General features: G+C 57.4%; 19 protein-coding genes and 1 other RNA gene. 10 read left to right on the forward strand and 10 right to left on the reverse strand.

Features of this window, described 5'->3' with window-relative positions; translation table 11 throughout:
• Nucleotides 1-181: 181 nt before the first annotated feature.
• From FB593_RS20160 to FB593_RS20170, 3 genes are all read left to right on the forward strand, one after another.
• Complete coding sequence (locus FB593_RS20160; protein ID WP_035199661.1) at nucleotides 182-1,201, forward strand: hypothetical protein; 1,020 nt, start codon at nucleotides 182-184, stop codon at nucleotides 1,199-1,201.
• A 2-nt stretch (nucleotides 1,202-1,203) separates the two neighbouring features.
• The gene (locus FB593_RS20165) at nucleotides 1,204-2,235 is read left to right on the forward strand and encodes a peptidoglycan -binding protein (protein WP_035199659.1); all 1,032 of its coding nucleotides are present in this window, start codon (nucleotides 1,204-1,206) and stop codon (nucleotides 2,233-2,235) included.
• An 89-nt stretch (nucleotides 2,236-2,324) separates the two neighbouring features.
• On the forward strand, nucleotides 2,325-3,971 hold the full coding sequence (locus tag FB593_RS20170) for an FAD-binding dehydrogenase (protein ID WP_065704436.1): 1,647 nt from the start codon (nucleotides 2,325-2,327) through the stop codon (nucleotides 3,969-3,971).
• Between the two features lie 11 nt (nucleotides 3,972-3,982).
• Here the strand turns inward: FB593_RS20170 and FB593_RS20175 are convergent, their stop codons facing one another.
• A complete protein-coding gene (locus tag FB593_RS20175) occupies nucleotides 3,983-5,782 on the reverse strand; it encodes an ABC transporter transmembrane domain-containing protein (protein ID WP_065704434.1) in 1,800 nt (599 codons plus the stop codon).
• Nucleotides 5,783-6,043: 261 nt separating this feature from the next.
• Between FB593_RS20175 and rpmE the strand changes: the two genes are divergently transcribed.
• A complete protein-coding gene (gene rpmE, locus FB593_RS20180) occupies nucleotides 6,044-6,265 on the forward strand; it encodes a 50S ribosomal protein L31 (protein ID WP_003506183.1) in 222 nt (73 codons plus the stop codon).
• Between the two features lie 151 nt (nucleotides 6,266-6,416).
• Here rpmE and FB593_RS20185 read toward each other — a convergent pair whose 3' ends face one another.
• The 3 genes from FB593_RS20185 to FB593_RS20195 form a co-directional block, all read right to left on the reverse strand.
• Complete coding sequence (locus FB593_RS20185; protein ID WP_003511419.1) at nucleotides 6,417-6,932, reverse strand: DUF1465 family protein; 516 nt, start codon at nucleotides 6,930-6,932, stop codon at nucleotides 6,417-6,419.
• 405 nt (nucleotides 6,933-7,337) lie between these two features.
• A complete protein-coding gene (locus FB593_RS20190; RefSeq protein ID WP_003511418.1) occupies nucleotides 7,338-7,529 on the reverse strand; it encodes a DUF1192 domain-containing protein in 192 nt (63 codons plus the stop codon).
• Nucleotides 7,526-8,815, reverse strand: a complete 1,290-nt coding sequence (locus tag FB593_RS20195) for an MFS transporter (RefSeq protein ID WP_003511417.1) — start codon at nucleotides 8,813-8,815, stop codon at nucleotides 7,526-7,528. The genes FB593_RS20190 and FB593_RS20195 overlap by 4 nt, the downstream gene beginning before the upstream one ends.
• Nucleotides 8,816-8,951: 136 nt before the next feature.
• On the opposite strand from FB593_RS20195, the gene FB593_RS27580 reads away from it, so the two are divergent.
• Nucleotides 8,952-9,107 carry a hypothetical protein gene (locus FB593_RS27580; protein ID WP_013761835.1) on the forward strand — a complete coding sequence of 52 codons (156 nt, stop codon included), beginning with the start codon at nucleotides 8,952-8,954 and terminating at the stop codon, nucleotides 9,105-9,107.
• Between the two features lie 56 nt (nucleotides 9,108-9,163).
• Here FB593_RS27580 and FB593_RS20200 read toward each other — a convergent pair whose 3' ends face one another.
• The 3 genes from FB593_RS20200 to FB593_RS20210 all read right to left on the reverse strand — a co-directional run bounded on the left by FB593_RS20200 (nucleotide 9,164) and on the right by FB593_RS20210 (nucleotide 13,516).
• Nucleotides 9,164-10,189 carry a class I fructose-bisphosphate aldolase gene (locus FB593_RS20200; RefSeq protein WP_003511414.1) on the reverse strand — a complete coding sequence of 342 codons (1,026 nt, stop codon included), beginning with the start codon at nucleotides 10,187-10,189 and terminating at the stop codon, nucleotides 9,164-9,166.
• 190 nt (nucleotides 10,190-10,379) lie between these two features.
• Nucleotides 10,380-11,582, reverse strand: a complete 1,203-nt coding sequence (locus tag FB593_RS20205) for a phosphoglycerate kinase (protein WP_003511413.1) — start codon at nucleotides 11,580-11,582, stop codon at nucleotides 10,380-10,382.
• Nucleotides 11,583-11,650: 68 nt separating this feature from the next.
• Nucleotides 11,651-13,516 carry a potassium/proton antiporter gene (locus FB593_RS20210; RefSeq protein ID WP_026330715.1) on the reverse strand — a complete coding sequence of 622 codons (1,866 nt, stop codon included), beginning with the start codon at nucleotides 13,514-13,516 and terminating at the stop codon, nucleotides 11,651-11,653.
• A gap of 386 nt (nucleotides 13,517-13,902) precedes the next feature.
• Between FB593_RS20210 and FB593_RS20220 the strand changes: the two genes are divergently transcribed.
• Nucleotides 13,903-14,169, forward strand: a complete 267-nt coding sequence (locus FB593_RS20220) for a hypothetical protein (RefSeq protein WP_003511410.1) — start codon at nucleotides 13,903-13,905, stop codon at nucleotides 14,167-14,169.
• 200 nt (nucleotides 14,170-14,369) lie between these two features.
• Here FB593_RS20220 and gap read toward each other — a convergent pair whose 3' ends face one another.
• Together gap and tkt are read right to left on the reverse strand one after the other, a co-directional pair.
• On the reverse strand, nucleotides 14,370-15,380 hold the full coding sequence (gene gap / locus FB593_RS20225; RefSeq protein WP_003511409.1) for a type I glyceraldehyde-3-phosphate dehydrogenase: 1,011 nt from the start codon (nucleotides 15,378-15,380) through the stop codon (nucleotides 14,370-14,372).
• Between the two features lie 62 nt (nucleotides 15,381-15,442).
• Nucleotides 15,443-17,425: a transketolase gene (tkt, locus tag FB593_RS20230; RefSeq protein WP_019564906.1), complete on the reverse strand. Its 1,983-nt coding sequence runs from the start codon at nucleotides 17,423-17,425 to the stop codon at nucleotides 15,443-15,445.
• Nucleotides 17,426-17,749: 324 nt separating this feature from the next.
• Between tkt and FB593_RS20235 the strand changes: the two genes are divergently transcribed.
• From FB593_RS20235 to FB593_RS20250, 4 genes are all read left to right on the forward strand, one after another.
• Entirely contained in the window at nucleotides 17,750-18,022 is a 273-nt protein-coding gene (locus tag FB593_RS20235) for a DUF4164 domain-containing protein (RefSeq protein WP_003511407.1), read from the forward strand.
• 11 nt (nucleotides 18,023-18,033) lie between these two features.
• Nucleotides 18,034-18,411: a cell division protein ZapA gene (locus FB593_RS20240; RefSeq protein ID WP_003511406.1), complete on the forward strand. Its 378-nt coding sequence runs from the start codon at nucleotides 18,034-18,036 to the stop codon at nucleotides 18,409-18,411.
• Nucleotides 18,412-18,489: 78 nt separating this feature from the next.
• Nucleotides 18,490-18,648, forward strand: a non-coding RNA gene (gene ssrS, locus FB593_RS20245) — 6S RNA.
• A gap of 68 nt (nucleotides 18,649-18,716) precedes the next feature.
• Nucleotides 18,717-20,558 carry a DUF6538 domain-containing protein gene (locus tag FB593_RS20250; protein ID WP_145166861.1) on the forward strand — a complete coding sequence of 614 codons (1,842 nt, stop codon included), beginning with the start codon at nucleotides 18,717-18,719 and terminating at the stop codon, nucleotides 20,556-20,558.
• A 49-nt stretch (nucleotides 20,559-20,607) separates the two neighbouring features.
• On the opposite strand, the gene FB593_RS20255 is transcribed toward FB593_RS20250, so the two are convergent.
• A complete protein-coding gene (locus tag FB593_RS20255) occupies nucleotides 20,608-20,931 on the reverse strand; it encodes a helix-turn-helix domain-containing protein (RefSeq protein WP_145166862.1) in 324 nt (107 codons plus the stop codon).
• Nucleotides 20,932-20,943: the final 12 nt, after the last annotated feature.

The following is a 20,943-nucleotide window of genomic DNA, read 5'->3' on the forward strand; positions in this document are numbered from 1 at the left end:
TGCCGTTTAATCCAGGTTTTAGGCGCCCGGCGAACTATCGCCGGGCGTTTTTGTTTTTTCGGTCTTCGGTCAAGCCGGCTTTCGTGAAATGCCTGTGACGAAAGACAGGCTTTTCGCTTCAAATCGTCGCAATTTTCAAATAGCGTCCGGTTGATACGTGACCGAAGGGAATGCGAACGTTATGGCGGATTCGGAGTTGCTCGATCTCGGCGTGGAGAAGCCGGTGACCACACGGCAATACAGCCACAAGCTGTCCAGCCCCACACCGTTTCTGTGGACGATGGTTCTGTTTCTGATCCTCGTCGGCTTTCTGGCGGCCATTCTTTACCGGCAGGCGCACACGGCCTTCATGACGAATCCGGGCTTGAACGGCTTCATTCTCGGCGTTCTCGTCATCGGCATCATTCTGGTATTCACCCAGACCATGAGCCTGCGTTCGGAAGTCCGCTGGTTTAACGCATTCCGGGCCGCCGGCAGCGCCGAGAAAGTCGGCCGCGCTCCAAAACTGCTGGCCCCCATGAGCACGTTGATCGGCAAGCGTGGCGAAGTCCGGCTTTCTGCAGTTACGCAGCGGACAATTCTCGATTCCATCGCGACACGCCTTGATGAATCGCGCGATACTTCACGTTATCTTGTCGGCCTTCTGGTGTTTCTCGGCCTGCTCGGCACCTTCTGGGGTCTGATCGGCACCATCGGCGCCATCAGCAATGTCATTCAGTCGCTCGATCCCAGCGCCGGCACCAGCAACGATATTCTAAGCTCGCTCAAGTCCGGTCTCACCGCGCCGCTTTCTGGCATGGGAACGGCGTTTTCCTCGTCGCTCCTCGGCCTTTCAGGCTCGCTGATCCTCGGTTTCCTCGATCTTCAGGCCGGCCGTGCCCAGAACCGTTTTTACACCCAGCTCGAAAACTGGCTGTCGTCGGTGACGGATACGTCGGCGGATGGGCCAAAGGAATTCAACGCTGAACCCGGCGCAATGGTCAGCACTGAGCGCTCGCTCGCCGCCATGACGAGTCTTGCTGAAGGCATTCAAGGTCTGGTCAAGAACATGCGCAGCGAGCAGCAGATGTTGCGTGACTGGATCGAGGCGCAGCAGGAGGAATCGAAATCGCTTCGCCGCACGCTCGACCGGTTGTCGACACGTATCGACGGCGAGACAAAATCCTCCGGACGCACCCGGCACGATAACGGGAGCGAGTAGCCATGGCGCTTGCGCGCAACCGCCGCCGCGACAGGGGTGTGGATTATTGGCCGGGTTTCGTCGATGCGCTGTCGACGCTGCTCATGGCCATCATGTTCCTGCTGACGGTCTTCGTGCTGGCGCAATTTGTTCTGTCGCGGGAAATTAGTGGCAAGGACGAGGTGTTGACCCGCCTCAACAGCCAGATTGCCGAATTGACCGAACTTCTGGCCATGGAAAAGGGCAGCAAGCAGGATATCGAGGACGCGCTGGCGAGCCTGCAATCAACCCTTGCCGCATCTGAAAGCGAGCGCTCACGCCTGCAGTCGCTTCTCGATGCGGGATCGGGCAACAATGCAAGCGCCAATGCCCGGATTGGCAGCCTGACCGGCGAGCTGGATGACCAAAGACAGGCCAATTCCCGCGCCTCCGCACAGATCGAATTGCTCAACCAGCAGATTGCGGCGCTCAGGGCGCAGATCGCATCGGTGGAAGCCGCCCTGCAGGCGTCGGAAGCCAAGGATACCTCATCACAAGTCAAGATCGCCGATCTCGGCCGCCGTCTCAATGTTGCGCTGGCGCAGCGGGTTCAAGAACTCAACCGCTATCGTTCTGATTTTTTTGGGCGTCTGCGTGAAATCCTCTCGGATCGCGAAAACATTCGCATCGTCGGCGACCGCTTTGTCTTCCAGTCCGAAGTGCTCTTTCCATCCGGTGGCAACGACCTCAATCCGCAAGGGCAGGCGGAGATGGAGAAGCTGGCGGCCGCGCTGATCGATCTTGCCAAGGAAATCCCCACCGAGATCAACTGGGTTCTGCGCGTGGATGGCCACACGGACAATGTCCAGCTTTCCGGGTCCGGCCGCTTCCGTGACAATTGGGAACTTTCCTCGGCACGCGCAACCTCCGTGGTGAAGTTCCTGATCTCCAAGGGTGTTTCGGCCAACCGGCTGGTCGCTGCCGGTTTCGGTGAATATCAGCCGATTGCCGAAGGCGACACGCCGGAAGCACGCCAGCAGAACCGCCGTATCGAACTGAAGCTCACCGAGCGCTGACACCTTAAGCCGTATCATAGCGGTTGCCTTGAGCTGCAAGTGAATTTACGTTCGCGTAAACGTAATTCTGTCGCATCTGGGAGGAGCTGATGGAGCGATATGATGTGATCGTTGTCGGCGCGGGGCTTGCCGGTCTGGTCGCAGCGACAGAGGCTGTTGAGCGCGGTTTCAGTGTTTGCCTTGTGGATCAGGAGGGGGAGCAGAACCTTGGCGGGCAGGCCTTCTGGTCGCTGGGTGGTCTTTTTTTTGTTGATAGTCCCGAACAGCGCCGAATGCGGGTGCGCGACAATCTCGATCTTGCAAGGCAGGACTGGTTCGGCTCCGCCGGTTTTGATCGCTTGGAAGATCATTGGCCGCGCCGCTGGGCGGAGGCTTATCTCAATTTCGCCGCAGGCGAGAAACGTGAATGGCTGCATCGGCTGGGCATGCGCTGGTTTCCCGTGGTCGGCTGGGCCGAGCGTGGCGGTGCCCTTGCTCATGGCCACGGCAATTCCGTTCCGCGTTTCCATGTCACCTGGGGCACTGGCCCCGGTGTGCTGGCGCCTTTCGTTGAAAAGGCAAAGATCATGACGGCAAGCGGTCGGCTCACCTTTCGGTTCCGCCACCGCGTCGATCATCTGGATATCACCGACGGCAGGGTGACGGGCATTTCCGGTGTTGTTCTTGCCAGGGATCCGGTGTTGCGCGGGCAACCAAGCAGCCGGGAAGAGCAGGGTGATTTTGTCCTTTCGGCCTCGGCGGTCATCGTCAGTTCCGGTGGCATCGGCGGCAATCAGGAACTGGTGCGGCGCAACTGGCCGTTGGAGCGGCTGGGAAAGCCCCCCGCGACCATGGTCTGTGGCGTGCCTGCGCATGTGGATGGCCGTATGATCGCTATTACGGAAGCAGCGGGCGGAACGGTCATCAATCGCGACCGTATGTGGCATTATACCGAGGGCGTGAAAAATCACGATCCGATCTGGCCGGACCATGGCATTCGTATTTTGCCCGGCCCCTCGTCTTTCTGGTGCGATGCGGATGGAAACCGGCTCGGAGCACCCGCGATGCCGGGCTTCGATACACTCGGCACGCTTAAGATGCTGGGCGAACGCGGCAGCGGTCACAGCTGGTTCATTCTGACCAAGGCAATCATCAAGAAGGAATTTGCGCTTTCTGGTTCGGAGCAAAATCCGGATCTGACGGGCAAGGATGTGCGGCTACTGCTTAAACGGTTGGGCAAGGAGCCGCCGGGGCCGGTGCAGGCTTTCATGGAACGCGGCGAGGATTTCGCCGTCCGTGATACGCTGGAAGAACTCGTGGCGGCGATGAATACCATAAACGGGGACAATCGGCTGAATATTGACCACATCCGCTATCAAATAGAGGCACGAGACCGGGAGATCGAAAACGGTTTCAGCAAGGATGCGCAGGTTACGGCGATCCACGGAGCGCGGCGTTATCTTGGTGATCGGTTGATGCGCACTGCAAAACCCCATCGGTTGCTAGACCCGACAAAAGGGCCGCTGATTGCGGTGCGCCTGCATGTGTTGACTCGCAAGACGCTTGGCGGTTTGCATACGGACCTAGAGGCGAGGGTGCTGGACGCGGCCGGCAACCCTGTTCCGGGCCTTTATGCTGCCGGAGAGGTGGCAGGCTTCGGCGGAGGCGGCATGCACGGATATAATGCGCTGGAGGGCACATTCCTCGGCGGTTGCCTGTTTTCGGGCCGTGTCGCGGGGGGTAGCGTGATGGCTTAAGCCCACACGGCTCACGCTTGAGCGCGCAGTTCGTCCGGCCCTGTCTGGAATTGCAGCCGGGCAAGTCTCGCATAAAGGCCGTTCTGGCGGATAAGGCTCTGGTGCGTGCCTTCCTCGATGATACGGCCCTCATCCATCACCAGAATGCGGTCAGCCTTCAGCACAGTGGCGAGGCGATGGGCAATGACGATGGTGGTGCGGGTGTTCATCAGCTCATCGAGCGCCTTTTGCACCAGCGTTTCGCTTTCGGCATCCAGTGCGGAGGTCGCTTCGTCAAGAAGCAGGATAGGGGCGTTACGCAGGATGGCGCGGGCAATGGCGATGCGCTGGCGTTGACCGCCGGAAAGCGTTACGCCGCGCTCGCCCACCTGCGTGTCATAACCATCGTTCAGCCGGGCGATGAAGCTGTCTGCCTGAGCGGCGATAGCGGCCGTGCGCACTTCTTCGCGTGTCGCAGCCGGACGACCGAATGCGATGTTATCGTGGATGGAGGAGGCAAAGATCGCCACATCCTGTGGAACAATGGACAGTCGCGCGCGCAGATCGGCAAGGCTAACATCGCGGATATCGACGCCATCGATGGTGATGCGGCCCTCCTGCGGATCGTAGAATCGCATCAGCAGCGAAAAGACCGTGCTTTTTCCCGCCCCGGAAGGGCCGACGATGGCGACGGTTTCGCCGGCATTGACCTTGAAGGAGAGGCCGGAGATGATCGGGCCACCGGTTGCGAGTGGATAAATGAAACCGACATTCTCGAATGTCGCTTCGCCGCGCGGCGGCTGAACCATCGAAACGGGTGCTGACGGCTCGGCAACGGGCGAGCGCTCGTTCAGCAGTTCGGAAAGCCGTTCAGCCGCGCCGCCCGCCTGCGCCAGTTCACCCCAGACTTCGGAGAGCTGGCCCAGGCCGCTTGCCGCGATGACCGAATAAAGCACGAACTGGCCAAGCGTACCCGCTGTCATGCCGCCGGACAAAACGCTTTGCGCGCCATACCAGAGAATGCCGACGACGCTGCCGAAAACGAGCGCGATGGCGACGGCGGTGAGGATGGAGCGGGCGCCTATCGCCGCCCGCGCACCCTGATAGGCCGCTTCTACGGAGGCGCCGTAGCGGGCATTTGCAAGCGCCTCGGCGTTAAAGGACTGCACGGTGCGGCTCGCCCCGATCGTTTCCGAGGCATAGGCGGCGGAATTGGCCAATGTGTCCTGCGTATTGCGGGAGCGGGCACGAACCGAGCGCCCAAAAGCAATCAAAGGAAAAACGATGAACGGGATGGCCAGGAGCGCGAGGCCGGAAAGGCCGGGGCTGGTATAGATCATCATCGCCACCGCGCCGCAACACATGATGATGTTACGCAGCGCAACGGAAGCTGAGGAACCGAACGCCGAGCGAATCTGTACGGTATCCGCGGTCAACCGCGAGGTCAGCTCTCCCGAGCGGTTGGCATCGAAAAACTGCTGCGACAGCGTGGTGAGATGAGCAAAGACATCCCGGCGCAGATCGGCAACGACCCTTTCGCCGATGGTCATGACATAATAATAGCGCATGGCGCTGGCGAGAGCGAGAAGGACGGCAATGGCCAGAAGCACAGCGAAGTAGCTGTTGATCATGCCACCGTCCGGCGTCTGGAAACCGTGATCGATGATGCGGCGAACGGCAAGCGGCAAGGCAAGCGTCGTGGCGGAAGAAAGCACAAGCGCAAACAGGGCCGCCGCCATCAGGCCGCGATACCGCCTGAGATAGGGAAACAGGCCAAGCAGCGGCTTCAGGTTTCTCTGTTTAGCCGCTTTCTGCTCTTCAATGTCTGCCACGTCCGCTACACTCCTCGTTCCGTGCCGTTTTTCGGCCTTTTGCGGGTGAATTTCCGGCGCGCGGTAAAATTCTAGTCCCTGCGGCCATCTCCTTTCACAAGGGGATAGCAGGCTCTTGTTATCTGGGCGACCTTCATGTATAGGCTCCGCATCGAATTGGGAAGCCATAGCCCATCAGGACTATGGCTTCATTTATTGAAATGGCTCAGTTGACGCAATTGCGGCAAATGGACCGCACGTCACTTAACCAGGAAGATTGTCATGAAGGCTGATATCCATCCCGCTTATCACACGATCAAGGTCGTCATGACCGATGGCACCGAATACGAAACCCGCTCGACCTGGGGTTCGGAAGGCGCAGTCATGAACCTTGAAATCGACCCCAAGTCCCATCCGGCATGGACGGGCGGCAACCAGCAGCTTATGGACCGCGGCGGTCGCGTTTCCAAGTTCAACAAGCGTTTCGGCGGCCTCGGCCTCTAATCCACTTGTGGACGGATCATTTAAAAAAGCCCGGTTTTACCGGGCTTTTTTGTTGTCTGTCGATCCGGTGAAACGAGCCCATTGTAGGCCAAAACAAAAAAGCAGGCCCATGAGCCTGCTTTTCAAATTGTCCGGATAAGGTCGTCTTTTCTCAGTTGATCGAGAAAGCCGTGCGCAGAAGGTTAAGCTGCGCCTGCACGCTGTTTTCGTTGTCAGGTACCTTGGTGGCTTCGGACGGGCGGTAAATTTCACGGTCGAGAAGGGCAACGCGGTTCTGGAGGCGGAGCGACCGCTCGATGAGGTCACGGAAGGACTCAGGCAGGTCGTTCCAGCCCGGAGCGTTGCGATCGACGTTGAAGCTGTCGAGCCGCACCTTGCTTTTTTCGCTGAGAACCTGATCGCGTGTCATCTCGCCATTGTTGACGGCGCGCTGCAGAAGCAGCCAGGACGCCATCTGCATCAGGCGGGTGGTGAGGCGCATCGATTCTGCCGCGTAAAGGACAGACGCCATGCGCGGCAGAACCTTTGAAGCGGTACGACCGGCTCCATCAAGATAGCTCGCCGTTTCCTCAACCAAGGTCATGCCTTCGGTATAGAGGGTCTTGAACTGGTTGGAAGCAGCCGCGCGACCCGCAAAGCTAATGGTATTTAAAACCTGTTCCGACATTTTCTTTGAATCCCTGCTCACGCACCACACTGTCAGGCAACGACGACCGGTAATATTTTGTTCCGGCCTTTAGTGTTTTCAGGATGGTATCTTTACCTGAAATGCGCAAGGCAATTATTAAAGAAGGGTTAATACCCACAGTTTTACGAAATCCGGTGATCGGTAAAAAAAGAGCCGCGAAAGCGGCTCTCAAGGTAAAACAGGGAGAAAAATCAGACCAATTCGCCGTATGGAGAAGATGCCTGAGGCCCAGAAGAACTGGACATGTATAGTAATCTCTCAGAAAGCTTAATTTTTGGTTAATGGTAAACGAAAGACTGCATCAGAATCGTTAATCTCGTATGCCTTTCCGGCAGCAGCTTATCGAGTTAAGACTTGGCCGGAGGTTTTGCTGAAGGCCGCCTGTCAGGACCGGAAGAGGTTCTCCGCCGCAAGCCGGCCGGCAGACTTCCTTTTCCTCTCCTCTTCAAGTCGGGTGATTTCGGTTTGAAGAATGTCGATGCGGTTGCTCAGCTCGTCCACCGAAAGAAGGCTGAGATCGCTGCCGATCTCATGCGCTACCGGTTTTTGCGGACGGTCATCGTCCAAGAGGCTCATATGCCTGCTCCTTTTTCAACATGGTCGCCATCGTCCTCGGGATATTGCGGCGCGCGCGGGTCAAGCGCAATGCTTTCCGGTGTCACGAGCGGTGAGGGCGTTGTCGGCATCATCGTCGAGAAATTGTCCTTTTCGGCGTTCGAAAGCGTGGCGCGCTGACGGCTTCTGATGATGGCATAGGCCGTGATCAGCACATGGGCGACGGCTGTCACCAGGAACAGCGCATAGGGGCCGGAATAGGTCATGACCGCGCCGCCGAGCGTCGGGCCGATGATGGTGCCGATGCCATAAAGCAGTAGCAGTCCACCGGAAACCTTGACGAAGTCTTCCGATGCCGCAAAGTCGTTGGCATGCGCCACGGCGATGGGATAAAGCGCGTTGGCGGCGGCGCCGTAAATGGCGATCATCGGAATGAGGACATAGACATCATGCGGCTGCACGGCCGCCACGGCCAAGCCCGCAACCGCGCCAAGCCCCGCCAGTCCGGCAAGCACATAACGGCGGTCAATCCGGTCCGAAAGGCGGCCTGCTGGAAACTGGGCGAGCGCGCCGACGAAAATCGTGACTGAAACCATGATGGCGATCATGGTCGGATCAAGGCCCGCCCGCGCGCCGAAAACGGCGCCAAGCGTACCGTAAGCACCATTGGCGATGCCGATCATCAGGATACCGACGAAGGAGACCGGCGAATTCCGATAGAGGGCGGGTAAGTCCAGCTTCACCTTTTGCAAGGGCTGGGGACTGGCAGCCTTAGAAAGCGTGGCCGGCAGAATGGCGATGCAATAGATGATGCCGCAGATCATGAACAGCGAGCTATTGCTGATATCGCCCATCGGCACGATCATCTGCCCAGCCACGACGCCAAGCAGCGTTATGGCGATATAGAGCGAAAAGATCATGCCGCGGCTCTCATTGGTCGCGCGCTCGTTCAGCCAGCTCTCGATGATCATGGAAGTGCCGGCGGTGCAGAACCCTGTAAGCGCGCGGAGCGTAATCCACCAGACATCATCGATAACGAGGCCGGTCATCAGCACGGTCAGGCAGACAAGCGCCACGAAGGAGGCAAATGCCCGCACATGCCCCGCACGTCGCACGATGGCGGGCGCCACAAAACACCCAATGACGAAGCCTGCCGCCCAGGAGGTGCCGAGAAAGCCCAGAATTTCATTGGAATAGCCTTCCGCCGAACCGCGCATGGGTAGCACGAGACCCTGAAGGCCGTTACCGAGAAAAAGAAACAGAGTGCTGGATAAAAGAGCGAATACGGGTAGAAGATTTCTGCTCATGAAGACACTCTCATGCGTTCGAACGTATGGTCGGCAGGCCATAAGACGGGGGTTACCCGAATGAGTTGCACTCTTCTGGTGAACGGTAAAAATGTCCAGCCTGTGACGATGCAGAAATAAAGAAAAGGCTCAATAAATGACAAAGGCGATCGGCCTTTTTTTACTGCTGGCGATGATTGTGCAGATCATCCGCCCCTTGGGCCTGCCCGGCCTCAAGAAAAGAGGCGATTGCTGGAAGATAGCGGTTGCCGCCTTCGTCATCTGGTCGGCGACGCTGCTTTTGCGCCCATAAAGAAAAAGCCGCCCAAGGGGCGGCTTCAATTTTTTATAAATGCCTGGGGCTATGCCTCAGGCAGCCTTTTCGAGTTCCTGCTTCCAGTTGCCCTTGGCAGCCAGGGTGTTCATCATCGCGCGGTGTGTGAAAGCACGCTGGCCGGCCGCGACATTTTCCTGCTTACCGCCCCACGCCTTGAGTGCGGTGTCCTGAAGGGCGCGGCCGTACGAATAGGTCAGCGACCAGGGCAGGTCGTAACCGGCATTCATGGCGGAGAGATGTGCCGTCGCCTCTTCGGAGGACTGGCCGCCGGAAAGGAAAGCGATGCCGGGAACGGCAGAAGGCACGGTCGCCTTCAGAACCTTCACGGTCTTTTCCGCCACTTCATCAACGGAAGCCTTGCGGGCATTCTTGCCGTCGATGATCATGTTCGGCTTGAGGATCATGCCTTCAAGGTTGACGCGGGCGTCGAACAAATCCGCGAACACGGTCTGGAGAACCCATTGCGTGACTTCCGCACAGCGATCGATATCGTGCGTACCGGGTTCGCCGTCCATCAGCACTTCCGGTTCCACGATCGGCACGATGTCTGCCTGCTGGCAGAGGGCAGCGTAACGAGCGAGCGACTGGGAGTTTGCCTTGATCGAACCCCAGCTCGGACGCTGATCACCGATGGTGATGACGCCGCGCCACTTGGCGAAACGCGCGCCGGCTTCATGGTACTTGCGCAGGCGCTCATACAGGCCGTCAAGGCCTTCGGTTATGAATTCACCCGGGTGGAAAGCCATCGGCTTGGCGCCGATATCCACCTTGATGCCCGGCAGGCTGCCGGCGGCCTTGATGATGTCCACGAATGGCGTACCGTCGGCGGCCTTCTGGAACAAGGTTTCTTCGTAAAGGATGACGCCGGAGATGCACTTCTTCATGGCGTCGTCGGAGCGGAACAGCATTTCGCGATAATCGCGGCGGGCGGTCTCGGTTGATTCCAGGTTGATGCTGTCGAAACGCTTCTTGATCGTTCCTGTGGATTCGTCGGCGGCGAGCAGGCCCTTGCCGTCTGCAACCATTTTGATTGCGATGTCTTCGAGACGTTCGGTCATTTGCTATTCTCCCAAGGCACAATAAATTCCCGATAACAGAAGTTCCAGGGCAGGGAAATGGCATGCTAACTCATTGAAACGATTGAAATCATTTCAATCGTTTGAAACTTTCCTCCCATGCGCACTTACCAAAAAACAAGGCCGGCCAAGCATCGCTTGTCCGGCCTCGTGTCAGGCAAGTGTGGGAAGTCTACTTGGCGGCGGTCAGGATGGCAACGCCCGGCAATTCCTTGCCTTCCATCCATTCTAGGAAGGCGCCGCCTGCCGTCGAGATATAGGTGAAATCGTCCGAGACTCCGGCATGGTTGAGTGCCGCGACCGTATCGCCGCCACCGGCGACGGAGACGAGCTTGCCGGCCTTCGTGCATTCGGCGGCATGTTTTGCGGCAGCAACGGTTGCCGCATCGAAGGGCTCGATTTCGAAGGCGCCAAGCGGGCCGTTCCAGACCAGCGTTTCCGCGCGCGAAATCCAGGCTTTGATGCTTTCGACCGATTTTGGGCCGACATCGAGAACCATGGCGTCAGCGGGAATGGCGTTGATATCGACGATTTCATTTGCCGCACCGGCCTTGAATTCGCGGGCAACCACGCCGTCTTCCGGCAGTACGATCGCACAGCCGGATGTCGCCGCCTCGATCATGATCTGTTTTGCGGTTTCGGCAAGGTCGTGCTCGCAGAGGGACTTACCGACTTGTGCGCCACGCGCGGCAAGGAAGGTATTGGCCATGCCGCCGCCGATGACGAGGGCATCGACCTTCTTGACGAGGTTCATCAGGAGATCGATCTTGCTGGAAACCTTGGCGCCGCCGACAATGGCGACGACCGGGCGAACAGGCTGGCCAAGGCCTTTTTCCAGCGCCTCAAGCTCGGCCTGCATGGTGCGACCGGCATAGGCGGGCAGATGACGCGCCAAGCCCTCGGTGGAGGCGTGCGCACGGTGCGCGGCAGAGAAGGCGTCGTTCACATAGATATCGCCATTGGCTGCCAGAGCCTCGACGAAGGCGGTGTCATTCTTCTCTTCGCCTTTGTGAAAGCGGGTGTTTTCCAGAAGCAGGATATCGCCATCATTCATTTTCGCGACTGCGTCGGCTGCCGGCGCACCGATGCAATCGGATGCGAAGAAAACGGCGTGATCCAGCACTTCCTCGACCGCAGGCACGATCTGGGAGAGCGACATGTCGGCGACAGGTTCACCCTTGGGGCGACCGAAATGGGCGAGCAGAATGACTTTTGCGCCTTTTTCGGAAAGCTCCAGAATGGTCGGTGCAACCCGCTCGATACGGGTGCTGTCCGTCACTTTGCCATCCGCAACCGGCACGTTGAGATCAACACGGACAAGGACGCGCTTTCCGGCAATATCGTTAAGGTCATCGATGGTCTTGAAGGCGGGCATAGGTCGATCCTGATTTCGTTGCGAGTTCGGGACGGACCATACTATGCCTGATTGCCGACGCAAGCCGGTCAGGCCTCATTTTCTCTTGCCTCGTCTGAAGGCGCGGAAATGCCCTTGCCGGCAGCGGTGGAGCCCGACTGGCGTCGCTGCGCCAGATAAGCGCGCACGCGGCGGAGAATTTCCGAAAAGCTGATAAAGATCGGTAGGCCGATAGCCGGTTCGACCGGCTCAAGCGAAATTCCGATCCCGGTAATCGCCTCATGTTCGTCCAGCGCCCGAACGATGAGAACAATAGAACCAAGGCGCACCCGGTCGGCATAATCTGCCTTGCCAGAAAGGCGCGCCTCGATCAGTTCCGCGATGCTCATGGCATGCTCGTTGGCCGAAATAAGGCCGGGGCCGTAGGCGGCGTCAAGCTCCGTGGCCGGACGCGCGGGAGAGATTGCAAAGATTCCGAAGAAATCGGCGTCGTCATCCGCAACCGGCAGGGCGCTTGCAAACAGCCGGTCGATCAGCCGCGTATAACCGGGCGCGATAAAAAGATAGACGAGATCATTCTCGCGCAGGCGCCCGGCATATTGGTAGCGAATGGATTTGCCATCACGCACGACGAGCGAAGGCATCGCCCAGCGGGGAATTCGCTCGCCCTGCATGATGGCGCTGCCTTTGGCCACGCGGTAGGAAATCAGTTCGTGATTGGCAGTGCCGGGAAGGTCCACTTCCAGTTTGTCGACATCACCCATGCGCGGCGGCACGATCAGCCCGAGCCGTGTTGCCACCGGCTTGATGGTCCAGCCTTGCAGCAGAAGCGACACGAGCACGATGATGAAGGCGGCATTGAAATAGATTTGCGCATCGTCCAGCCCGCCAAGAATGGGCATGATGGCAAGCAGGATGGAAACCGCTCCACGAAGGCCCACCCATGCCACGAAGGAGGTTTCCTGCTGGGTATAGTTGAAGGGCATGAGGCTGAGCCACACCGCAAGCGGGCGGGCGACAAAGATCAGGAAAAGCGCAAGCAGCACGGCCGGAATGGCAATCGCTGGAAATTGCGATGGCGTTGCCAGAAGGCCGAGCATCAGGAACATGATGATCTGGGCAAGCCAGGTCAGCCCTTCATGGAAACGGCGGATGGTCTCCTTCGCAAAAATCCGGCGGTTGCCGGCAACGATGCCCGCCACATAGACCGCAAGAAATCCACTGCCGCCAATAGCGCCGGTGAAGGAGAAGACCAGCAGGGCAAGAGCCAGCACGAAGATCGGCGCCAGCCCGCGGTCGGCAGCGAAACGGTTGACGACTGTTGCGATCATGACGCCGCCGAGCAGGCCGAAAATAACACCGAGACCCATTTCCTCGACGAACAGCAGCAGGAAGCCGGTGTCGATGCCGGCCAGTCCCTGTCCCTTGGCGATGATCTCGACCAGCGCGACGGTGAGGAAAATCGCCATGGGATCATTGGTGCCGGATTCGACCTCAAGCGTTGAGCGGACCTGATCGCGGATATGAATGCCGCCGATGCGCAAGAGAAAGAATACGGCTGCCGCATCCGTAGAAGCGACGATGGCGCCGAGCAGCAGGCCTTCCAGCCACGACAGTCCGAGCAGCAGGGCGGCAGCGCCTGCGAAAAACACGGATGTGAGGATGACGCCGACGGTGGCGAGGGCGACGGCGGGCGCTGCCGAAAGCCGGAAGGATTGTATCGACGTACCGAAACCGGAATCGAAAAGGATGACGGCGAGAACGAGCGAGCCGAGCATATAGGCGAGCGGATTGTTGGTGAACTGGATACCGAGGCCATCCACGCCTGCCGCAAGGCCAATCATCAGGAAGAGCAGCAGGAGCGGTGCGCCGAACCGGAAGGCGATGAGGCTTGAGAACGCTGCGACGAGAACCAGAACAGTTGCCACCAGCAACAGAAGATAAAATGATTCCACGTCCACCGCCTCTTTCAAACCGCGCTGGCCGTCGCAATCAATGCCCTGCACGTTTGCAGTCAATGCGCCACGGGTTGCGGTCTGTCAGCGCTGTTGTGGGTGGCGATGAAAGGCGACGCAAGGCGGGGTGTATCGAATGATACGGCAGGGCCGAAGTGCATTGCGCACGACCGTTGTCCCTGTTCTTCTTGTCCGTTTCAAAGTGGACCAGACGAAGGCAGGAAATGGGATTTTTTTCGGCGCCCGGACGAAACGTTCATGGCGTGTAGTGCTGTGGATGTTTCGCGCAAACAATTCGCATGCCGGCGTTTCGACGTAACATAGAGACAATGCAGCTACGTTAGTTGTCGCGTCCGAGTTGCTTTCACCATGACCGGAGCGATCGGATGAAACGGAAATCCATTACTATATTTATTGCCTTGCTGGCGGTCGGCCCAATTGTTTCGGGCTGTTCTAGCACGGAACAGACGGCTGAAAACATGGCCGCCCAACGCGAGCGTTGCCGGGTGTTTGGTTACCCTGAAGGTTCGCGTGATTTCGCTGACTGCATGATGAAGCTTTCCATGCAGCAAAGCGATTTGAGGCAACAGACTTTCGATACGATCTGGAGCGGTAGCAGTTCGGATCAGATTATCATCAACAACAAGAAATAACGGGTTGTGCAGTTCATCAGACTTGGTCGGTTTGGTCTCATGCGCCTCTTGCCGGGCGATGGTTTTCGATCCGAAACGCCCCGCCTTGCTTCAGGAGCGATACCGGCGGGTCCCTCGTCCCGCCGGCAATTTTTTGGCAAAGAAAAACCGGCAGGATTGCGCCTGCCGGTTTTTCGTAATTCGCGAACCGTGGTGCTTGTTCAGATGGTCTTCGCAAATGCGACGGCCGTATCCGACATGCGGTTGGAGAAGCCCCACTCGTTGTCGTACCAGGAAAGAACGCGCACGAACTTGCCTTCCATGACCTTGGTCTGATCGATCGCGAAGATCGAGGAGTGGCTGTCGTGGTTGAAGTCGCGGGAGACCAAAGGCTCTTCGGTGTAGCCGAGAATGCCCTTCAGCTTGCCGTTGGAAGCGGACTTGATTGCTTCGTTGACTTCCTCAACCGTCGTGTCGCGCTTGGCGATGAACTTGAAATCGACGACCGAAACGTTCGGGGTCGGAACGCGGATCGACGTACCGTCCAGCTTGCCCTTGAGGTGCGGCAGAACGAGGCCAACGGCCTTGGCTGCACCCGTCGAGGTCGGGATCATGGAAAGGGCTGCGGCGCGGGCGCGGTACAGATCCTTGTGCATGGTGTCCAGCGTCGGCTGGTCGCCCGTGTAGGAGTGGATCGTTGTCATGAAGCCGTGATCGATGCCAACGACGTCATCGAGAACCTTCACAACTGGCACGAGGCAGTTGGTGGTGCAGGACGCGTTGGAAATGACCAGATGGTCTTTCGTCAGCTGATCGTCGTTGACGCCGAAGACAACCGTGAGGTCAGCGCCGTCAGCAGGAGCGGAAACGATGACGCGCTTGGCGCCTGCCGTCAGGTGGGCAGCGGCCTTGTCGCGGGCGGTGAAGATGCCGGTGCACTCGAGCGCGATGTCGACACCCAGTTCCTTGTGCGGCAGCGTTGCCGGATCGCGAACGGCCGTAACCTTGATCGGCTTGCCGCCGCCAACGATGATCGTGTCGCCTTCGACCTTCACATCTGCCGGGAACTTGCCGTGGATCGAATCGTAGCGCAGCAGGTGGGCGTTGGTTTCAACCGGGCCGAGGTCGTTGATGGCAACGACTTCGATATCGGTGCGGCCGGATTCGACGATGGCACGCAGAACATTGCGGCCGATGCGGCCAAAGCCGTTAATGGCAACTTTTACAGTCATTTATAGTCTCCCGAACAAGATATGTGCTTGGTCTTTGCGGAATGTGAGGGCTTGGGAAGCCCTCATGCAAGTTTTGCCTCGACTGCGGCGACGACAGCTTCCGCCGTGATGCCGAAGTGCTTGAAGAGATCCTTCGCCGGCGCGGACGCACCAAAGGAATGCATGCCGACGAAAGCGCCGTCGGAGCCGATGAAGTAATCCCAGCCCTGGCGGATGGCGGCTTCCACCGCAATTTTGACCGGAGCCTTGCCGATGATGGCGTTGCGGTAGGTTTCCGGCTGTTCCTTGAAGAGCTCGAAGCAGGGAACGGAAACGACGCGGGCGGAAACGCCCTTGTCCTTCAGCGTCGCTGCAGCCTTGAGCGCTACTTCCACTTCCGAGCCGGATGCAAAGATCGAAACCTTGGCATCGCTTGCGGATACGAGTTCGTAGGCGCCGTAAGCGGAAAGGTTCTTTTCTTCGTATTCCTTGCGCGAAGGCGCAAGGTTCTGGCGGGTGAGCGCCAGTGCCGAAGGACGATGCTTCTGCTCAAGCGCCAGCTGCCAGCATTCCGCCGTCTCGGTTTCATCCGCCGGGCGGAAGACGAGCAGGTTCGGGATGGCGCGCAGCGCGGCGATCTGCTCCACCGGCTGGTGGGTCGGGCCGTCTTCGCCGACGCCGATGGAATCATGCGTCAGAACGTGGACGACGCGGATGCCCATCAGGGCAGCCAGACGGATCGACGGACGGCAATAGTCCGAGAAGATCAGGAAGCCGCCGGCATAGGGAATGAGACCGCCATGCAGTGCGATACCGTTCATCGCTGCTGCCATGCCGTGTTCGCGGATGCCGTAATGCAGGTACCGGCCGGAGAAGTCCGTCGGCGTGATGGACTTCATCTGGCTGGTCTTGGTGTTGTTGGACGGCGTCAGGTCGGCCGAGCCGCCGATCATTTCCGGCAGGATGCCGTTGATGACTTCAAGCGAGTCTTCCGAGGCCTTGCGGGTCGCAACGGTCGGGTTGTTCTCGATGATCTTCTTCTTGAAGGCATCGATCGCGCTGTCGAAGTTGCCGGGCAGATCGCCGGCGAAGCGGCGCTTGAATTCGGCCTTCTTGCCGGCTTCAGTGGCTTCGAGACGGGCTTCCCAGTCCTGACGGGTCTTGGTCGAGCGCAGGCCGGCGAGACGCCATGCATCCAGCACGTCTTCCGGAATGACGAAAGCTTCGGCTTCCCAGTTGAGGCTCTTGCGGGCGGCGGCGATTTCTTCGGCGCCCAGCGGGTTGCCGTGAACCTTGTGGGTACCCTGCTTGTTGGGTGCGCCGAAACCGATCACGGTCTTGCAGGCGATGAAGGTCGGGCGGTCGGATTTATGTGCAGCTTCGATCGCGGCGGCAATCGCATCCGGATCATGGCCGTCGACGCGTATGGTGTTCCAGTGAACAGCCTGGAAGCGGGCGATCTGGTCGGTGCTGTCGGAAAGGCCAACTTCACCGTCGATGGTGATGTTGTTGTCATCCCAGAACAGAACGAGCTTGTTGAGCTTCAGGTGGCCGGCAAGCGCGATGGCTTCATGGCTGATGCCTTCCATGAGGCAGCCGTCACCACACAGCACATATGTGAAGTGGTTCTGCAGATCGGAGCCGAATTCTTCTTCCAGCTTGCGTTCGGCGATTGCCATGCCAACGGCGTTGGCGATGCCCTGGCCGAGCGGGCCGGTCGTCGTTTCGATGCCGGTCGCGTGGCCATATTCGGGATGGCCGGCGGTCTTGGAGCCGAACTGACGGAAACGCTTGATCTCGTCGATAGTCATGTCCTCGTAGCCCGTCAAATAGAGCAGCGAGTAAAGCAACATCGAACCATGGCCCGCAGACAGCACGAAGCGGTCACGATCCGGCCACAACGAGCTCTTGGGATCGAACTTCAAAAAGCGGGTGAAAAGAACAGTGGCGACATCAGCTGCGCCCATCGGCAGGCCGGGATGGCCGGAGTTGGCCTTCTCTACTGCATCCATGGCAAGAAAGCGGATTGCATTGGCCATCCGGTCGTGTTTGTCGCGAGAAATCATGGCTTTTCCGTCTGTTTCCGGGTGAAGGGAGATAGTTTTACGCAACTATCCAAAAAGCGGGTTGATCCATAGCAGGTGAGGCAGGCAAGTCAATAAATCCACGGGCAATTGCGGTTCTCTCAAGGATAAAAATCGTTTAGCAAAACGGGTGTCTCGAGAAAAATCGTGCGATATGTGTCGCCGTTTCCTCGTTCATCCACAGAGCAAAACGCCTCAATGCACTGGTTTGATTGACGTGATGATAAATCGGGTAATAACCTCTTGGATGTTGAAAAGGCCTGAAACCGGACGATTCGGCCGGTTACTTGCGAGTTGGAAAAAACGATGTCGGCTGAGAAGACCGTACAATCTGCGGTGACGGAGCTGAGCGCTGCCATCACAAATCTCGAAAATGCCATCGATATGCGTATCGAACGGCAAAGGGAGACGGGCGAAATCGATAACGAGGTCAAGCGGGTCCATGTCGATCGCGCAAGGCTCGCGCACGAGCTGGACCAGGCCGAGTTTCGCGCCAATCGTCTCGAAGAAGTCAACCGCGAGGTTTCCCGCCGTCTGGTGACGGCGATGGAGACGATTCGCGCGGTGCTGGATCGATAGGGAGCGGTTTCATGGCGCAAGTTACTGTTATGATCGACGGCAAGGCCTACCGCATGGCTTGCGAGGCAGGGCAGGAAGAGCACCTGACCGACCTCGCTACCCGTTTTGACCGTTATGTGGGGCATCTAAAGAGCCAGTTCGGCGAAATCGGTGATCTGCGATTGACCGTCATGTCGGGCATCATGGTGATGGACGAACTTTCCGAGCTCAACCGCAAGATCGAAAAGCTGGAGGGGGAAATAGCGTCCCTTTCTCGCAACCGCGACGGTATGGCCGAACACAAGGCAAGATCGGACGAGATGGTTGCCGTTGCCATCAGCGATCTGGCCGACCGTCTGAACGGTATTACCGAAAAACTCCTGGCGCGGCCAAAGCCTGCGGCGCATTGATCGCCGGCAAAGCTTTCCAGCAACAAAATTCGTTCGTGGCCCTCTGGTGGTTTGGTTGGATACGTCCTATATCTAAGAGGCGTTCTGCGCTTCCCGACAGGAACCACAATCCCTGGGGCCATACTCGATCCAAAGGGAGCTGTCCCTGGCCAGTCCCGTGGGGCTGGACACATGGCGCCCACCTACATTTGTAGGCACCCAGGATCGTAAATCTCCATCGGTCGCCGTGGATCGCACTCTTTTGCTTTGATTTTGTTGAATTTCGGATCTTAACGCAGCTTTTTCACACCGATTTTGATACCGGTGTGAAAGTCATTCGGTCCGAAATGCTAAAACGTCATCGCCTTTATTTGCATCCGAATGGCTATTATTATCATCGGGTCAAGGTGCCTGCTGACATTCGTTCTTTGTATGGCAAGCAGATCGAGCAAATATCCCTCAAGACACGCGATTTTAGAGACGCTGTTCGGCGGCTTCCTGCAGTAATTGTTGATGTGGATAATGGTTTTGCTCAGTTTCGGACTGACCATAACGATGATTTGGTGTTATTCGCTTCGAGCAGTGGATCGCGAGTGAAGGGTAAGCCTGCCTTCAAACGTATTGTCGCTGATCATGCTAATTCGGTCGAAGCGGAGGAAATGGAACGAAGATCGGCGGCTTTTCGGGCTGCCTCTGATGATCTTGAAGCCTATCTGCATCAGATCAGCGTTCCTATTGGCTACAATGCCTTCATTGAGGATTGCCGCAAACAGAACGACCTTGCGTCCCTTCTGTCTCTCGTGAATCGGCTTCACGTGACCGCACGTATGGCAGCTATTAAACAAGCAAAGGAAACTGGGGCTTTTCACGAGTGGGATACAATTGCCAAACGACAGATGCCCGATTTGTCGACTGTTCGGCGCGCGACACTTGTTAAAGCGTTGATGGACGCCGAACTAAAGGCGCTTCATGCATGGCAGGAATTTCTCCCGCATGAAATGATTAGCCTCTGTACAACTGAAGTTTCCATGCGCAAGCCAACTTCGAGCGATCTTCCCCTTATGTCGATCATCTCGAATGAATGCTTCAATCTGGTCGGTCGTGAGAAAAAATGGAGCGCGAAGACCGATGCTACTCGTCGGTCGCAAATCAAACAATTCATCGACATCTGCGGTGACAAGCCTTTAAACCGTTATACCCAGAACGATATCCGTCTTCTGAAGAGCACGCTTTTTGCTGTGCCACCGCAATCACATGGGCGGAAGGAGCTAAAGGGACTTTCCAGAATTCAGATTGCTGAGCAGGCAAAGAAACTCGGTTTATCCGGTTTGTCTTCCGAAAGTGTGAGGCAGATCATGACTGCCGCGAACATCGTCTTCGGTTGGTCACGTACCGAATATGATCACGCTCTCCAGAATATCGTGCAGCCAATGATCCCGCCCCCTTCACGCAACGGTAGCAAGAAAGACAAGCGGCATGGATTCACATCTGATGAATTGAATAAGCTCCTCCGAAGCCCGGTTTTCACAGGCGTTAGAACCGAAAAATCTTGGTATGATGCCGGTGACATCTCGATGCATTCCCACGGGCGCTTTTGGGTTCCTCTGCTGGCATTGTTCGCGGGGGCAAGGTTGATGGAAGCCGTCCAGCTAATGCGGGAAGATATTGGTTGTGAGGACGGCATCTGGTTTATCGACATCAATGACCACGAAGAAGAGCAGACTGGAAAAAGGGTTAAGAACGAATCTTCACTTCGCCGGATTCCGGCTCATCCGACGCTCATCGAACTCGGTTTTATAGATTTCGTACAAACTATTCCAAACGGAAGCCGGCTCTTTCCGGACATTCCGATAGGCCCAGCGACTCAAAGGCACCGCCATGCGTCGAAGATGTTCAACAAGCTTCTGGGCAAGGCAAGTATCAAAGGACCAAAAAAGGTCTGGCACTCGCTGCGGCATTCTTTTGAACAGGCATGTCGTGATAGCCGTGTGGATAGCGCTATTATGGATCAATTACAGGGACATTCGCAAAAAGGAATGCGTGGGGTCTATGGTGACGGGTATGGGCTTACGTCGCTGTATGAAGGTATACGGTCAATTTCGTATATGAGATTACAGGTGAACCATATCCGACCTTTTGAACCACTGGATTTTCGATCCATATCTTAACGCCTTGCTCGGCAATTGCGTCCTTATCTGCCTTCGGGCAGAGTTGAAGCTAAGGTTGTTCACTTAAAATGACTGGAGCGAGCGCCGCCAACTCTGCGCTCGGATCAAATCCGATGACGCGCGCAATTTGCACATACTCAATCACATCGACACGCCGTTCGTAACTTTCGAGATGCGCCACCCAAGGCTGTGTTAGCCCAAGTGCTTTAGCTACGTCTTCTTGCTTTAGCCCAGCCGCTTTCCGTTTCTCGATAATGAGGTCAATGAGAGCGCGATGTCCTTTGGACCAGATCGTTTTTTGCAAGAAAAAAGCCCTCTTCGGTTGAAAGGGCTCTTTAAGTATATGGAAAAATCCGATATGGAAAAATTCCATATTAGAGGTGTC

The sequence above is a fragment of the Rhizobium sp. SJZ105 genome (assembly GCF_007828365.1).
Taxonomy (GTDB): domain Bacteria; phylum Pseudomonadota; class Alphaproteobacteria; order Rhizobiales; family Rhizobiaceae; genus Agrobacterium; species Agrobacterium tumefaciens.